This is a genomic window from Apibacter sp. B3935, assembly GCF_009827705.1.
Taxonomy (GTDB): domain Bacteria; phylum Bacteroidota; class Bacteroidia; order Flavobacteriales; family Weeksellaceae; genus Apibacter.
Genome location: NZ_WINL01000005.1, coordinates 92,102 through 108,391, shown reverse-complemented (window position 1 = coordinate 108,391; position 16,290 = coordinate 92,102). Strand labels below are relative to the sequence as shown.

Annotated in this window: 13 protein-coding genes; 4 read left to right on the top strand and 9 right to left on the bottom strand. The window is 31.9% G+C overall.

The genetic code is table 11. The features are described 5' to 3' along the window. Nucleotides 1–26 precede the first annotated feature (26 nt). Both miaA and GFV00_RS09495 read right to left on the bottom strand, forming a co-directional pair. Nucleotides 27–944 (bottom strand): tRNA (adenosine(37)-N6)-dimethylallyltransferase MiaA, encoded by a 918-nt coding sequence (gene miaA / locus GFV00_RS09500; protein WP_255448858.1) that lies wholly within the window; start codon nucleotides 942–944, stop codon nucleotides 27–29. Next, nucleotides 931–1,242, bottom strand: a complete 312-nt coding sequence (locus GFV00_RS09495) for a YkvA family protein (RefSeq protein WP_160557883.1) — start codon at nucleotides 1,240–1,242, stop codon at nucleotides 931–933. The genes miaA and GFV00_RS09495 overlap by 14 nt, the downstream gene beginning before the upstream one ends. A 339-nt stretch (nucleotides 1,243–1,581) precedes the next feature. On the opposite strand from GFV00_RS09495, the gene folE reads away from it, so the two are divergent. The 4 genes from folE to GFV00_RS09470 all read left to right on the top strand — a co-directional run bounded on the left by folE (nucleotide 1,582) and on the right by GFV00_RS09470 (nucleotide 4,687). Beyond that, nucleotides 1,582–2,250, top strand: coding sequence for a GTP cyclohydrolase I FolE (gene folE / locus GFV00_RS09485; RefSeq protein WP_160557882.1), 669 nt, complete (start codon nucleotides 1,582–1,584; stop codon nucleotides 2,248–2,250). Nucleotides 2,251–2,252: 2 nt separating this feature from the next. Further along, a complete protein-coding gene (gene cysS, locus GFV00_RS09480) occupies nucleotides 2,253–3,731 on the top strand; it encodes a cysteine--tRNA ligase (protein ID WP_160557881.1) in 1,479 nt (492 codons plus the stop codon). Nucleotides 3,732–3,748: 17 nt separating this feature from the next. Then, nucleotides 3,749–4,111, top strand: coding sequence for a hypothetical protein (locus GFV00_RS09475; RefSeq protein ID WP_160557880.1), 363 nt, complete (start codon nucleotides 3,749–3,751; stop codon nucleotides 4,109–4,111). A gap of 66 nt (nucleotides 4,112–4,177) precedes the next feature. Next, nucleotides 4,178–4,687: a TlpA disulfide reductase family protein gene (locus tag GFV00_RS09470; protein ID WP_160557879.1), complete on the top strand. Its 510-nt coding sequence runs from the start codon at nucleotides 4,178–4,180 to the stop codon at nucleotides 4,685–4,687. Between the two features lie 231 nt (nucleotides 4,688–4,918). On the opposite strand, the gene GFV00_RS09465 is transcribed toward GFV00_RS09470, so the two are convergent. The 7 genes from GFV00_RS09465 to GFV00_RS09435 all read right to left on the bottom strand — a co-directional run bounded on the left by GFV00_RS09465 (nucleotide 4,919) and on the right by GFV00_RS09435 (nucleotide 16,286). Then, on the bottom strand, nucleotides 4,919–6,109 hold the full coding sequence (locus tag GFV00_RS09465; protein ID WP_160557878.1) for an OprO/OprP family phosphate-selective porin: 1,191 nt from the start codon (nucleotides 6,107–6,109) through the stop codon (nucleotides 4,919–4,921). 80 nt (nucleotides 6,110–6,189) lie between these two features. Continuing rightward, a complete protein-coding gene (pafA, locus tag GFV00_RS09460; protein WP_160557877.1) occupies nucleotides 6,190–7,863 on the bottom strand; it encodes an alkaline phosphatase PafA in 1,674 nt (557 codons plus the stop codon). Nucleotides 7,864–8,458: 595 nt separating this feature from the next. Continuing rightward, nucleotides 8,459–9,604, bottom strand: coding sequence for a thiol-activated cytolysin family protein (locus tag GFV00_RS09455; protein ID WP_160557876.1), 1,146 nt, complete (start codon nucleotides 9,602–9,604; stop codon nucleotides 8,459–8,461). A 26-nt stretch (nucleotides 9,605–9,630) separates the two neighbouring features. After that, nucleotides 9,631–10,488 carry a hypothetical protein gene (locus GFV00_RS09450; protein ID WP_160557875.1) on the bottom strand — a complete coding sequence of 286 codons (858 nt, stop codon included), beginning with the start codon at nucleotides 10,486–10,488 and terminating at the stop codon, nucleotides 9,631–9,633. Between the two features lie 347 nt (nucleotides 10,489–10,835). Beyond that, nucleotides 10,836–11,981, bottom strand: coding sequence for a thiol-activated cytolysin family protein (locus tag GFV00_RS09445; RefSeq protein ID WP_160557874.1), 1,146 nt, complete (start codon nucleotides 11,979–11,981; stop codon nucleotides 10,836–10,838). 379 nt (nucleotides 11,982–12,360) lie between these two features. Further along, complete coding sequence (locus GFV00_RS09440) at nucleotides 12,361–14,388, bottom strand: transketolase (protein WP_160557873.1); 2,028 nt, start codon at nucleotides 14,386–14,388, stop codon at nucleotides 12,361–12,363. 185 nt (nucleotides 14,389–14,573) lie between these two features. After that, nucleotides 14,574–16,286 (bottom strand): ribulokinase, encoded by a 1,713-nt coding sequence (locus GFV00_RS09435; RefSeq protein ID WP_221411027.1) that lies wholly within the window; start codon nucleotides 16,284–16,286, stop codon nucleotides 14,574–14,576. Between the last annotated feature and the right edge of the window lie 4 nt (nucleotides 16,287–16,290).

The following is a 16,290-nucleotide window of genomic DNA, read 5'->3' as shown; positions in this document are numbered from 1 at the left end:
ATTATAAACTTGATAGCGTATGATTATTACCTAATCTTTTCCGTAACAAAATCTACAATTTCCCGAGTGCTCTGATAATCGAACCAGTTAACTGACTCATCTCTTCGATACCAAGTTAATTGTCTTTTAGCATATCTGCGTGAATTCTTTTTGATTTCATTTACGGCAAATTCTAAGGAAGAATTTCCATCGAGATAGTCAAAAAGTTCTTTATAACCAACGGTCTGTAACGCGTTTTTATGTCTATATGATTGCAAAGAAATAACTTCCTCCAATAATCCTTTTTCCATCATTAAGTCCACTCGTTTATTAATCCTATCGTAAATAAGATCACGAGAAGCTGTTAAACCGATTTTTACGGATGTAAAATTTCTTTTTTCTACCAGATTTTTTCTAAATGAACTGTAAGGTTTTCCGGTTCCTCTAAAAATTTCCAACGCTCTCATTACTCGCTGCGGATTATTGTAATCCACTTGAGAATAATATTCGGGATCGTTCTTTTTTAGTTCTTCTTGTAAATAGGATAGTCCCTTTTCCTGTATTTCAACCATTAAATCTTCTCTGACTTTAGTATCTATATCGGGAAAATTATCTAAACCTTCATTAACCGCTTTTTCATAAAGACCGGACCCTCCTACCATAATGAGTTGATCATATTTATTAAAAAGCTCGTTTATCTTTCTTAAAGCGTCTTTTCCAAAATCGCCTACTGAATAATCTTGAGCAATACTTAAATTTCCTATAAAATGATGAGGAACTAAAGATAATTCTTCGAATGAAGGAGCAGCAGTTCCAATCTTTAATTCTTTGTAGAATTGTCTGCTGTCACAAGATACTATCTCTGTTTTTAAATTTTGAGCCAATTCAATAGATAAAGCCGTCTTTCCTATTCCTGTAGGCCCTACTATAGACCATAAAATTTTCGAATTTTTATTCAATGACAATAGTATTACGTTTTTGCTTTTCCCATGCTACATACTTATCAACTTCTTTGAATAATTTGGAAAATGCAAAAAAGGCAATAGTTAAATCATCAAGAAAACCTATGCCTACTAAAAAGTCTGGTATAAGGTCAATGGGAGATAGCACATAAATAATTAAAAAGGTGAAAATAAAAAGATTTTTAATTCCCGGTTTATATTGTCCCTTTAGAGAAGCCCTTAACATTCTAAATAAAACAGGAATTTTGGAAATAAATGATTTATCTTTAGATACTGCACCTACCAAATGTTTTACTTTCATTTTTTTTATACTTGATTGATTAGCTAATTTCAATTTCTATTCCAAATATCACTCTCTGCCGCATTTGCAATTGACACCTCCTCCACATTTTTTCTTTTTGGAAAAAAAAGTTTCCCTAAATAATTTAATCAAATACCAGACAGCTACTAGTAAAGTTAAGGCTATAAACGCATATTGAAGATAAATATTCACAACTAGTTAACTATTTAGATTAATTCTATGCGAAGATACAATTTTATTTTAAAATATTCTTTTATAAATGATTATTTGCTTTTGAATATTGTAATGGTTTTCAACTAAAAAAAACTTATTTTTGTAGAAATTTAGATGTTTTTTATTATGTTTAATAAAGAAGACGAAGAACTAGACCATTTCACACATACAGAATATACTCCTATTCGATCGGATGCCTTTGTTTTATCTCCTGAAGAGAAACAAAAAGCGATTCAAGAGCATTTTACTAAAATTATGCATATTCTTGGATTAGATTTGAATGATGATAGTTTAAAAGATACTCCTAAACGGGTTGCTAAAATGTATGTAAATGAGATTTTTGGAGGACTTCTTCCCGAAAATAAACCGGAAGTGTCTACTTTCAAAAATAGTTACAAGTATCGTCAAATGCTGATTGAAAAAGATATTACGGTTTATTCAACTTGTGAACATCACTTCCTGCCTATAATCGGAAGGGCACACGTTGCTTACTTTTCAAATGGAAAAGTTATCGGACTGTCTAAAATTAACCGAATCGTAAATTATTATTCAAGAAGGCCTCAAGTTCAAGAACGGCTCACCAGACAAATTGTTGAAGCTATTAAAGAAGTATTAAATACTAATGATGTTGCTTGTGTGATTGACGCTAAACATTTATGTGTTAATTCGAGAGGCATACAAGATACGGAAAGCAGTACGGTTACTGCTGAATTAAGTGGCTTGTTTTTAAACAATCCTACAACAAGAAAAGAATTTTTACATTATATTGGTATTGACTCCCATTTCAAAATTTAAATATGCGCAGCTATCTGAACAATCAAATAAAATTATATAATTCTTTACACGGTAAAAAAGAAGTATTTACCCCTTTGCATGAAGGTTTTGTAGGAATGTATGTGTGCGGTCCAACAGTATATAACAAAGTGCATTTGGGTAATTGCCGAACTTTTTTATCTTTTGATGTTATCAACAGATACTTGCGTCATTTAGGATATAAAGTAAGATACGTTCGTAATATTACCGATGCCGGACATCTTACCGATGATAATTCTGAAGATAAAATTTCAACGCGGGCTCGCCTGGAAAGAATAGAGCCCATGGAAGTCGTACAAAAATATTCCCTTAATTTTCATAAGGTTTTAGATCTATTTAATATGCTCCCTCCCGATATCGAGCCTACAGCTACCGGCCATATTGTAGAGCAAATAGAGCTAATTAAGAAACTATTGCATAAAGGTCTGGCTTATGAAGTTAACGGCTCTGTTTATTTCGATGTAAATAAATTTGATTTAGAAGGAGGCAATTACGGTGAATTAAGCGGCAGAAAAATAGAAGATATGATTGCCAATACTCGTGATTTAGACGGACAAGGAGAAAAAAGGAATCCTCAAGATTTTGCTTTGTGGAAAAATGCGTCTCCTGAACATATCATGAGATGGCCTTCTCCTTGGGGAAACGGATTTCCGGGTTGGCATTTGGAGTGTACAGCAATGAGTACCAAATATTTAGGTAAAAAGTTTGATATTCATGGAGGGGGTATGGATCTTAAATTTCCGCATCATGAATGTGAAATCGCTCAAGCTAAAGGATCTTTTGGTGAAGAACCTGTAAATTATTGGGTTCATACAAATATGCTTACTTTAAACGGACAAAAAATGAGTAAATCTACGGGCAATACCATTTTACCTGAAGAATTATTTAGCGGTGAAAATAGTTTTATTGAAAAACCTTTTCATCCGATCATTGTTCGTTTTTTCTTTTTACAAGCTCATTATAGAAGTGTCTTAGATTTATCCAACGATGCTATTATTGCTGCCGAAAAAGGATATTTCCGCTTAACTTCCGCAATTGAAAAACTCCCACATATTGCTGCTTCTGAAACTTCAAGTTATAACATTCAGGAATGGATTGATACTTGTTATGAAGCATTAAACGATGATTTTAATACTCCGGTATTAATTTCACATTTATTTGATATAGTTAAACTTATAAATAATTTAGATTTAAAAAAAGAAACACTAACTGCTACTGATTTAAAAAAGTTAAATACTGCCATTCATGTTTTCTTCTATGATATTCTAGGATTGGAACTTTTATCTGACACTATGAAAGATACCGGTAAACTGGATCAAGCTATGAAAGTTCTTATTGATTTAAGAAATAAAGCAAGACTTGAGAAGGACTGGGCTCTTTCTGACGAGATTCGTAATCGTTTGTCGGAAGCCGGTATTAATCTTAAAGATGGAAAAGAAGGAACAACTTTTGAAATTGAATAATTAAATGATCACAAAAAATGAAAAAAATCAGTTATTTTACTATTATTTTAATTCTATTAGCTTGTTACAGCTGTTCAAAATTAAACAAAAAAGAATCGGCAACTATTATTGCACCTGAAAATGTAATGAATGTTGCTGCTTCAAAAAAAGCTAAGGCAGAAATTACCGGAGAACAAAGCGGTGTATCCATTGCTAATAAAAAAATTAATGTTTGGAATATCGTTTACAGAGATGACAAAGGTAATTTACATTCAACCATTATAAAGAAAATGCCTGAAGATAAAAGTAAGATAGGTGATTCTTTGTCTATTTATTATGATGAAACTAATCCCATGTCTCTTCCTATTCATGAATCTCAATATGATGAAATGAATAAGTAAGTAACGTACTGAATGCAGATATAATTAAATTTGTAAAAGATATGTTACGTCTTTTCTAATAAATTTATGATAAAAAAAATATATATCTGCTTATTTTTACCAGTTTTTACGATTATTGGTAAAGCCCAGCCTACCACCTCGACTCAAATAATCAAGGATATTAAGGTAATCACTTTTTCAGATTTTGAAAATATTATTGAGAAAGAGAATGATAAATTTTTAGTCGTTAACTTTTGGGCTACATGGTGTATGCCTTGCGTTGTTGAAATTCCTTCCTTTATGAAAGTAAATGAAAGGTTTAAGGATAACGTCGGTTATAAAATGATCTTAATAAATTTAAATCCTGTTAAAAATATTGAATTTGTTAAAAAGTTTATACGTAAATATTCCATTTCAACCGAAGTTTATCTTCTAAATGATCCTGAAAATATGGATAAATGGATTCCTGCTATTGATCCACTATGGGAAGGAAGTATACCTGCAACCGTTTTTTATAAGAATGGAAGTAAAATTTTATTTAAAGAGCAATTACTTAATGAAAAAGATTTAGAATCTATAATTATTGCCAACTTATAAAGTTGGATAAAGCTTAATTCATTCATTCTCATTATGATAGTAATTGCTTTTTTTTGTGGCATTTACTAGTTAGCTTTATACTTTATTTTATACTGATACTATTTTATCTAAAGTATATATATTTATAGATTGATTTGTTTCAATTAATATTAAATATATTGGAAACCTTCAAGGTTATGATTATATCAATATATTCAATCACAGCATTATCTGATAGTTTTTAGGAAACATTTAAAACACAACCATAACCCTTCCTTGTATTAAGTTAATGTTTTCTTTATTGGTTCCATAATTGTTATAAGGTCCTAAATTTAGGTAGGAATAATTAATTTTAAAACCTATGTATTTATTGAGATAGTAATTCACCGCTAATGATAAATCACTCATTCTCCCCCCTTTTAAAATTTCCGTATTATAGATCCCGTCATTAAGATCTGTATAATCATATCTAATAGCCATTTCCAAAGTATGATCTCCCGGTTTTTTCAATCGTCTGTCTCCTAAATTATATTTATAGGTTTTGTCTCCAAGTATTAAAAAACCCGTTTGCACATAAAAACCATCGGCGTTATACGAATGATTATTTGCTTTTCTATTGATATGAATCGAATAATATTCGCCTTGCAAAAAAGCAGGGCCGGCAGTCGCTAATAATTCCGTCACCCATCTGTACTGATCTTTTACGTTAGTGATGGTTATGTCTAAGGGTTTCTTTTTTTCAACATTTGTATTTAAATTTCCGGAGTAACTCATAATCCTTTTGGTTTTTTTATTATCATCCAAACCATCACGATTACCGTTTCTATATTCTCCCGATATTCCTATATGAACTAATTTATCATTAGTACTGACAGGATCAACTGAAAATTTTCCTACAAAAGCATATCCCTGATTTCCTTCTTTGCTGTTGGTTATTGCATCGCTATCTGTATAAAAGCCACCGCTATAATATATTCTTTTATTCCATTTAACATAGGTAAAACCCAGCTGTCGACCCGAACCAAAAACTTGTGAACTAGCTGCCGCTGTCATAAATTTAAGCCATGCAGAACTTTCCCAGTTTTCCAATCCGAGTTGCTCTCCGGCATATCCCAACTTAACCCATGAGTTTTCATTTATATTATAAATTAAATGGATGTCTTTGGTATTTACTTTTTTATCTGAAAAACCAAAATCTATTTTTGCATCCCATTTTTTATATCGCATTTTGGAGGTTAATCGCACATCAGATATAGTCATTCCATTACCCAATGGAGTTTTATCATCAAAATAAACAGCTCCGTCAAAAGCTATTCGACCTCCCATGGTTATTTTTATATTATCCTCAGTATTCGTTCCTGTTTTTATTTCGAGTGTTTGAGCTTTAACAGAACTAACTAAAACGATAAGAAATAACAGACCAATTAAATTTTTTCTATTCATAATTGCAAGAACTTCAAAATATTTCCTCTGAACATTTTTAGATTGTTTAATTAATTCAGAGGAAATAAACTTAATTAATATTACTTCATTATGTAATCAACGGGTTTACCTATGGCACCGTTAGGCATTTGTATTTTTAATAATGCAGATATGGTAGGAGCAATATCTGTCATATAAACTTCTTCTGTAGTGCTTCCGTGAGGAATTTTCCAGCCCATTAAAATAAAAGGTATGTGCGCATCATCCGGTCCCCAAGTACCATGCGTACCTCCTTTGGTTGGATCATAGTATTCAAAATCATAAGATCCTCCATCTAAAATAATCTGTATTTCTCCGGAATATTCTCTGTTATACCCGTTAATGATTTTTTCTTTAATATATTGAGGAACTGTTGCTATAGATGCTTTTTTCATATCAACGGCATATAAGACCCCTTCCAGGGTTTGAAGATAATCAATACAGGTTTGTTTAATATCTTCTAAATTTATTGAGGCTTGTTTAATTGCAGTATAGTTGAAATTTACTTGATAGTTATTAAAACTTCTAACTAAATCGTCTCTTCCGTATTTTGATTTCAAATAATCATTGATTTTCTTTTCATAAGGAGTTAATCTTCGAAGTGCACCGGCCATTTTATTGTCATTCATAAAATTTGCATTAGGTATTCCTGCATGATCGGCACTTAGAAAAACCAGGTAATTTCCTTTTCCTACTTTACTGTCTAAATGGCTAAACAAATCTGCTAATTCTTGATCCAATTTTATATAGGAATCCTCCGTTAGTATTGAATTGATTGAATAATGGTGAGCCATTTTATCGGGAGAAGAATAACTTATAGCTAAAAAATCGGTATCTCCTGTTTTGTTATTTCCTAAATTCTCATGATCAATCGCCAACTTAGCTATATCTGTCGTGGTCGTGTTTCCATAGGGTGTGTATTGAATCAAGCTTACACCTAATGTTTTCATCATTTGGGAAGTCTTCATTGGAAAAGAAGGAGTTTCATATCCTTTAAATCCTACTTCATATTTACCCAGCATTTTGATATCCGGACTTTGTATGTAAGTTGAAATGGGATACGTTGGATTCCAATCTTTACTTAAATATTTTTCCGGCATATTTTTAGAATTATATTCTTTTAACCATTTCGGTAATTCTTTCATATAGTAGGTACTGGTTATCCATCTTCCGCTTTTTGCATCAAACCAATAGGCAGCATCCGCTGCATGTCCTGCTGGTAATATACTTCCTCTGTCTTTTAAAGAGATACCTATTACTTTTGATCTAGAATTGGTAGCATATTTAAGTTGATCGGTAACTGTTGATACTTTTAAATTATACGGAGACATTTTCCCTACTTTGTTTTCCGGATCATCTAATCCTACCCCTTTCACTTTGGAGTCTTCTGTGCAATAAATGCTCCTGCCGCTATTTTGCTCTATATAATCATTTCCTGCAATTCCATGAATAGAAGGAACTGATCCTGTATAAACCGTACTGTGTCCTATGGCTGTAAATGAAGGAACATAATTTACCATGCAATTCTCAAATGAAAATCCTTCATTTAAAAGTCTTTTAAAACCTGCATTTCCATATCTGTCATACAATCGATATAGGTAATCCCATCGCATTTGGTCTACAATAATACCAACTACTAACTTGGGTCTTTCTACCTGTGTTCTATTTTGTGCTTCTAATGATCCATACAGGGTCATCAAAGTCAGCAATGTGAGAGTAATTTTTTTTATTTTCATATGGTGTATATAGTTCAAAAAATTGGTTACAAAATAAAGATAATTTTATATGTATTATGTATTTATATTATAGATATTGTAGCTTTACATCCAATATTTTATCAATTTTGTTATTATTTAAAGTAAAGGAACATAGATTACCATTAATTTAATATAATTAAATCTATAAATTAAATCAATTTATTAAAATTATCGTAATAAATCCTAATCATATTTATTATTTATATCTTGTTTTCAAATATAAAAAAATTTATCAATTAAATTAATAATAAATTTAATTTCAATAAAATTTCTTTTATATGGATTTTAAATCTATTAAAATGATTTTTAGCTATAAATTTAACAAAGGTTTTTAAATTATATAATTTATCGGAAAAGATGTAAAAAAATAGAGGTTTATCTATGTTATATCTTTTAAGCAATATGCTTCTTTTTTAGTGAAATAATTATCAATAGATTAAATAGATTAAAGAAGAATGAAGAAAATTTTTAAATAGGTAATTTTCATTTGAATTAGATAAAATGCTTTTATAAAAATTTTAGCTTCAATACTGTTTAGGGTATTGAAGCTAAATTTAAATGTGAATAAATTAATTTATCTGTATTCTTTTTTAACCTCTTCGTATGTATTTACAATATCCACTTGAGTATTGTCTTTTAAACGTCGGATGGTGTATGAAATAGGCGCAGATGAAGCAATTGCATTTTCTTCTCCAAATAGCTCCATATAATCCATGAATTGATCATAATTAGTAACTATTTTAGAAGGACCACCCAACACAGAAACTTTTATTTTATTGGAATTAAACAACTTTTTAAATTCTTCATTCTTTTGATAATTCCCGCCAGCTGAAATTCTACCAATTTTAAAGTCTACAGCCCCTTTAACCATATTACCGGTTTCTTGTGATGACTTTTTAGTTTCAATCAGCAAATAGGCCACTCTACCATAATCTATACTGCTGATATATACCGGTTCGTAAGGGCCGCTATCTAAAACGCTAATATCACCTTGTACCCAATTTGACCAGTGCACCGGATCTATTCCTGCAGAATATACGGTCTGTCTTAACTTAACCAAAATATAACTGGATGATTTTACATTTGACTTATTATAATCATAATCAAAAGAGGAATTTGCTATACCGGCAAAACTTGCTTTTACATGTAGATTGATTGTTTTTTTAAAACTTTCCTCCGTTGTAACTTTTTCACTTTCATACGTATAATTTGCCGGAATATATTTAGACGAGAAAAAGGCTGAGTTACCTAATGTTAAGTCCGTCAATGCTTGAAAAACCTCACTACCTTTAGGAATGACATTTTTTTTAATTTCTCTGTTAGATCCATTAATTGTTAGAAACAAAGTAACCGGATTAAAAGAATTATGAAGCACTACCGGATCATACTTTCCATTTAAAAACGATTCCCCTCTAAGTATGCTTCCCGGATATAAGATTGTTTTTTCAATATTTGCTTCACTCATAAGATCTGCAACCGAAAATTCGTTGTACCGACGCATAACGATTTCGTATTCTTTACGAGGAACACCATCAGCATCTATACTTGTATTTCCAGTAAATTTTGTAGAGATTTCCATATCCGGTTCGGAATGAAATTTCACTTCACGCAAACCTCTATTACCGGAAACCGCATCATCGTCGCTACCGCAAGAGCTAAACACACTACCAAAGATAAATCCGAAAATCAGAACGGATACTAAATTTTTTTTCAAAGTCATTTCTGTATAGTTTTAGATTATTATAATTAAAGATTATTATTTCCTTCTGTTCCCCAATCATCTTTCCTTCCATAGAAAACTACGGGAATATTTTTGTATTCGATATTGGTGGTTACCCCATTTACTTCTTTTTTGAAAACAATTTTATCAATTGTGTTTACCGTATATGCATTTTTTCCTCCTTCCACTCTTTGTACTTCATAAAAATCTCTATTCTGTTTATTGCGAAAATTAGATTGCTCAAAACTTCGCGAATTATAATATACGTTATAGGTAAGATTCTCAAGATATTTATCGTATTCTTCATTACCTGTGTCAATATAAAGTTTATGAAATACTCCTCTCAAGGAATGTTGCCATGTCGATGATTTTCTAAGCCTGATTTCATAATTGTAAGCAACAATTCTCACTGAATTAAAATACAGATCACTTTTTGAAATTAGTTTATGAGGAATTTCATTGTTTTCAGTATTTACAATAAAAGCAGTATAGGCATGACTAAAATTACCTGCCTTTTTGATATAAAGGGTAAATTTACCTTGCTTTTCTAGCGTATTAATTTTATCAACCTTCTTATTTTTATAATAAAGATCATAATCTTCTCCTAAAATTTGATGCGAAACAGGACCTCCGAGTTGAGGCATGATGGCAAGTGCTTCATCCGATTTAATAGTGACACCAGTAATTTTATAAGCTATTACAAGTGAATCTCCAACTTGAAGATTATTAATGGTTGATCCACGGGATGTTCTGACAAATTTTAATGAGAATGTTGGATTTTCAATTAGAGTTTGATCTATAGTTTGATTTAAATTATTATCATCGGAATCGCTACAGGAATTGATACCAATATATAGCAAGAATAACAGTATTAATTTTTTCATAGTATAGTTTAGATTTTTTTATTAATACTTTATTAACGTAAAATTTAATTTATTATTTTATAATTAACTAAAATTAATATATTTTTGTTCTATTAACGCAACAAATACTAATTAATTTAATATATTTACTAAATATTAAATCCTAAAATTATTTATATTAGAAAGAGAATTTTAATATCGCATCTGACATTTGGATAACATTTAAAGCATAATACTTAAGCAAAATTCAAAACGTAATTACAGTACATATTCATTTTATAACAAGCCAATTTCCCTTATTAAAACATTAAGCTTCAATACCAGAAAAGGTATTGAAGCTAAAATTTAGATATAGATAAGCACTATTTTTATCGGAGCTCTTTTCTGACTTCTTCGTAAGTGTTCACAATTTCAACTTTTGTATTATCTTTCAAACGACGAATGGTATATGAGATTGGCGCGGAAGAAGAAATGATAGCATCTTTTCCATATAAATTCATATAATTAATAAATTCGTCATAAGTAGTAACTGTTTTGGAAGCCCCCCCCAACACGGAGACATTGATTTTTTTTGAATTAAATAGTTTTCTTAATTCCTCATTTTTTATATAGTTTTCTCCTGATGTTAAATTTCCTATCTTGTAATCAACTGCACCTTTTACCATTTTACCGGCTTCCTTCGCTGTTTTATTAGTCTCAATTAATAAATAAGCTACCCTACCATAATCTATGTTGCTGATATATACCGGTTCATACAAACCAACTTCCGAGCCTTTTATATTACCTTCTACCCAATTAGACCAATTGGCGACATCAATACCTGCTGAGTAAACTGTTTGTTTTAGTTTTACTAAAACATAGCTGGATGACTTTACACCGGAGTTATTATAATCATAATCAAAAGAGGAATTTACAAGGGTTGAAAAATTAGATTTTACATGTAAATTGATAATTTTCTTAAAACTTTCTTCTGTAGTAACTTGCTCACTATCATATGTGTAATTAGCAGGAATATAATTATCAGGAAAATAACCGGAATTATTTGTTTTTAATTCGGTCAGAGTTTGTGAGACTTCACCTCCTTTAGGTAAAACATCTTTTTTTATACTAACATTAACCCCATTGATCGAAAGATATAATGTAACCGGATTATATGAATTCGTTAGGTTTAATGGCTCATAGTTACCTTTAATAAAGGACTCTCCCCTAAGTAAAGATCCGGGATATAAAATAGCTTTTTCAATAGTAGCTTCTTTCATTAAATCCGCTGTTGAAAACTCATTGGAACGACGAATAATAACTTCATATTCCTTACGTGGAACACCATTTTCATCCACGCCCGTATTACCTGTAGGCTTTGCAGATATTTCCTTATCTGACTCATAAAGAAATCGTACGGGACGAAAAAAATTAATATTTGAATCAGCATTATCATCACTGCTACATGAATAAAAAATACTACTTAGCATAAACCCGGAAAGAATACCGGATAATAAACGTTTTTTAAAAATCATTTTTTATAATTTTAGATTATTTATTAATATTATTTTTTCATAAATAGCTGATATCTTGATTAAAAATATTTACATAAAATCATTTCTAAAATTCATAAAACAATAAAAAGCACTCAAAATATATATCTTTTCATATCAAGATAATAAAATTAAAAAATAAATATAATTATAATAACGTAAAAAAGAAGATAATTATTTTATTATAATATATATTTTAATTTATTTTGTTCTATTATAATACTTAAAATATAATATTTAACCTGTATACATAAATTACTCTGATTTTTTTTATATAAAAAAAGGAGAATTAAAATTTTAATTCTCCTTTCTTTAATTCATAGAGTTAGTATGAATACAACATAGGTAACCAATAACCTAATTAACCCAAAATTTCTTTCACTTGTTTATACACATTTTCAGGGGTAAAACCTAGTTTTTGATCTAAAACTGCAGCCGGAGCAGAATATCCAAAAGAATTCATTCCCCAGATTTTCCCATTTTCTCCGACCAATCCTTCAAGAGTAACGGGAAGTCCCGCAGTTAAACCGAATTTCTTTTTATTTTTAGGTAAAACCAACTCTTGATAGTCTTTAGGTTGTGATCTGAATAATCCTTCTGATGGTACAGAAACAACTCTTGTTTTTATACCGTCTTTTTTTAGTAATTCAGCCCCCTCCACTAATGTAGAAACTTCTGAACCGGAAGCCAGTAATATTATTTCATACCCCTCATCTTCCTGTATTATGTAAGCTCCCTTAGAAGTTTGTAAGGATTCATTAAATCGATCTTGTTTAGTCGGTAAATCCTTAATATTTTGTCTAGACAAAATCAAAGCTGTTGGAGTATGTGTATTTTCCATTGCTAATTTCCAAGAAACAGTTGTTTCTTGAACATCAGCCGGTCTTAAGACTAACATAGAATTTTTACCTTTATGGTTTTGCAGTTTTTCCATTAAACGTATTTGTGCTTCTTGCTCCACAGGCTCATGAGTGGGTCCATCCTCTCCCACTCTGAATGCATCGTGCGTCCAAATGAATTTAACCGGCTGTTCCATTAATGCAGCAACCCTAACTACAGGTTTCATATAATCAGAAAAAACGAAAAAGGTGGCACACGCAGGAATTACTCCTCCATGAAGACTCATTCCCACACATAAACAAGCCATAGTAAATTCAGCTACCCCTGCTTGTAAAAATGCACCTGAAAAATCGTTTTTGATAAATGGACGGGTATGCTTTAAGAAGCCATCCGTTTTATCTGAATTTGACAAGTCGGCAGAAGATACAATCATGTTATCAACTTGTTTAGCTAAAGTTTCCAACACCGTTGAAGATGCTGCTCTTGTAGCAGCATTGGGTTTTTGTGTAATTTCAGACCAATTGATATTTGGTGCAGCACCTGAAAACCATTTTTCCATTTTTTCGGCTAATTCAGGATTTTCTTTTACCCATTGTTCTTTTATTTCTTTTTTATTTTTTACTATTTCTTCTAATTCTTTGGCTCTATTTGCATATAATGACTGAACTTCAGGAAAAATTATAAATGGGTTATTCGGATCACCTCCTAAATTTTCAATGGTTTTTGCTAAGCTACCTCCGGCTTCCCCTAATGGTTGACCGTGTGTGGATACTTTATTTTCAAAGGATTGCCCATTAGCATCGACTGCTCCTTTTCCCATAATAGTATTTCCTATAATAAGAGTAGGCCTGTCGTTAACTGCTTTTGCTTCATGTAAGGCTTTACGTATTTCTGAAGGATCATTTCCTTTTATAGTAATTACTTTCCAACCCCAGGCTTCATATTTTGCAGCTACATTTTCTTGATTAACTTCTTTTACTTGAGTAGAAAGTTGTATTCCGTTGGAATCATAAAACATAATCAGATTATCCAACCCTAAATGTCCGGCTATCCTTCCTGCTCCTTGAGATACTTCTTCTTGTATTCCTCCGTCAGAAATAAAGGCATAGATGGTTTGATTCATGAAATTTCCTAATCGAGCTTTCAAAAACTTTGCAGCTATTGCCGCTCCCACGGCATAAGCATGACCTTGTCCTAAAGGTCCGGAAGTATTTTCAACTCCTCTTTCAACATCTAACTCAGGATGTCCCGGAGTAACACTTCCCCATTGACGAAAATTCTTAAGGTCATCCATCGAGTATTTTCCGGCCAGTGCCAGAACTGAATATAACATGGGCGACATATGTCCCGGATCCATAAAAAATCGGTCTCTCCCTTCCCATCTAGGATTTTTGGGATCATATTCCAAAAACTCCGAATATAATATATTAATGAAATCAGCTCCCCCCATGGCTCCTCCCGGATGGCCTGATTTTGCTTTTTCTACCATTGATGCAGCTAATATTCTAATATTGTCTGCTGCTCTATTTAATGTTTTAATATCAGTCATTGTACTTTATAAAATTTTGGATTTCAAATTTACGCTTTAATTACACTTACTTCAATTATTCAGAGCAATATTGTGAAAAATTTGATTATTAAATTATTATTCTTCTTTTATATAATTTTCAAAAGGGCGAGTTCTGTCTCTATCTGTTCACAGAGACAGATGCTCCAATACCCTTGAAAACTAATTTATATGATCTCTTTTATATTTTCTAAACTCAAATATTTATTAAATTCTTGATTGTAATGTTTATTATATTCTTGGTTAGGATAATAGATATTTGAAATTTCCATTCCCATTTTGCTCTGTGCTTCGGGTAAATTTTTATACACTCCCGCAACCACAGCAGCACACATGGCTACTCCCAAAGCACATGCCTCACGGGTTGCAATAACTTTAATAGGCATTCCGATAACATCCGACATGACTTGCATTACGTATGGTGATTTTTGAGATATTCCACCAACGGCAATAATTTCTTTAAGTTTTATTCCGTTGTCAATAAATCGGTCAATAATATTTTTAGCACCGTAAGCAGTTGCTTCCACTAAGGATTTATAAACTAAAGGAGCTACACTGGATAAAGCTATTCCTGTTATCGTTCCTTTTAATTCGTAATCTACATTAGGAGATCTTCTGCCATTGATCCAATCGGTAGATACAATCTGACTGTCTTTGGGAGGTATGATTTTCGCTTGTCTGGCCAAATTAGGAATCATTTCAGCATATACTTCATCTCTTAAACTTTGCCGTGTCTCCGGATCTCCGATATTCGATTTTAGCATTATATTATCTAAAGGCCACATTAGCAATCTCTTAAACCAGGCATATAAATCTCCAAAAGCCGATTGACCTGCTTCAAATCCTACCATACCGGGAAGAATAATGTCATCTGCTTGTTGAGGAATTCCCGGAACTAATTTATTCCCTAAGCTCTTAGGTCCTACGGTAATGGCACAAGTGGAAGTTCCCACAATCTCAACCATTGCTTTATCTTTTACTCCCGCACCAACTGCACCTGCATGACAATCCAAATTACCAACGGCAATAAGTACATGTTCCGGAAGACCTAATTTATTAGCCCACTCTTTGGTGATCGTTCCCGCGACTTGGTCGCAAGTATATGCTTCTTTGTTAAAAGTATCTACTAAGCCATCTAAAGACGGATCCAATGATTTAAAGAATTCATTGGGAGGATATCCTCCCCATTCTTTATTCCACATCACTCGAGATCCGGCTATACCCATTCCTCTTTTTATTTCTTCCGGCTTAGATAACCCACAAAGTAAGGCAGGCAGCCAATCACTGGACTCAACGAAAGAATAGGCAGCTTGTCTAATTTCGGGGATCTTAAATATATGTAAAGCTTTGGTCCAAAAGTGTTCTGTGGAATAATCTCCACAACCGGCAGACTTAGTATAGTCTATATGCCATTTTTTTGCAAAGTCATTCAGATATTCATTTTCTTTTTGCCCTGTGTGATCTTTCCATAAAATAAACATGGCATCAGGATTTTCGGCAAATTCCGGCAACAGAGACAAAGGGGTACCTTCTTTATTTACCGCTACCGGTGTTGAACCGGTCATATCCGTACTGATGGCTTTCACGCGAGCGGCTGCTCCCGGCACTTTATATAAAACATCTTTAACGATATATTCGAGAACTTCGAGATAATCTAAAGGGTGTTGTCTAAATTGGGTCTTTATAGGATTACAATATAATCCTTTTTTCCATCTTGGATATTCTTTGATTGATAAGGCTAATTCTTTTCCGGTTTCTGCATCCATTAAAATTGCTCTTCCGGAATCTGTACCATAATCTAATCCTATTACTAAATTATTGGATAATTGCATTTTTTTGGGTTTAGTTTGAAGTTTTGTTTGATTGGAGACGGCGATCATTATT

Coding starts and splice junctions, on each gene's coding strand:
- GFV00_RS09495 (WP_160557883.1), bottom strand. CDS start 1,242: ATGAAAGTAAAACATTTGGTAGGTGCAGTATCTAAAGATAAATCATTT.
- folE (WP_160557882.1), top strand. CDS start 1,582: ATGTTTAATAAAGAAGACGAAGAACTAGACCATTTCACACATACAGAA.
- cysS (WP_160557881.1), top strand. CDS start 2,253: ATGCGCAGCTATCTGAACAATCAAATAAAATTATATAATTCTTTACAC.
- GFV00_RS09475 (WP_160557880.1), top strand. CDS start 3,749: ATGAAAAAAATCAGTTATTTTACTATTATTTTAATTCTATTAGCTTGT.
- GFV00_RS09470 (WP_160557879.1), top strand. CDS start 4,178: ATGATAAAAAAAATATATATCTGCTTATTTTTACCAGTTTTTACGATT.
- GFV00_RS09465 (WP_160557878.1), bottom strand. CDS start 6,109: ATGAATAGAAAAAATTTAATTGGTCTGTTATTTCTTATCGTTTTAGTT.
- pafA (WP_160557877.1), bottom strand. CDS start 7,863: ATGAAAATAAAAAAAATTACTCTCACATTGCTGACTTTGATGACCCTG.
- GFV00_RS09455 (WP_160557876.1), bottom strand. CDS start 9,604: ATGACTTTGAAAAAAAATTTAGTATCCGTTCTGATTTTCGGATTTATC.
- GFV00_RS09450 (WP_160557875.1), bottom strand. CDS start 10,488: ATGAAAAAATTAATACTGTTATTCTTGCTATATATTGGTATCAATTCC.
- GFV00_RS09445 (WP_160557874.1), bottom strand. CDS start 11,981: ATGATTTTTAAAAAACGTTTATTATCCGGTATTCTTTCCGGGTTTATG.
- GFV00_RS09440 (WP_160557873.1), bottom strand. CDS start 14,388: ATGACTGATATTAAAACATTAAATAGAGCAGCAGACAATATTAGAATA.
- GFV00_RS09435 (WP_221411027.1), bottom strand. CDS start 16,286: ATGATCGCCGTCTCCAATCAAACAAAACTTCAAACTAAACCCAAAAAA.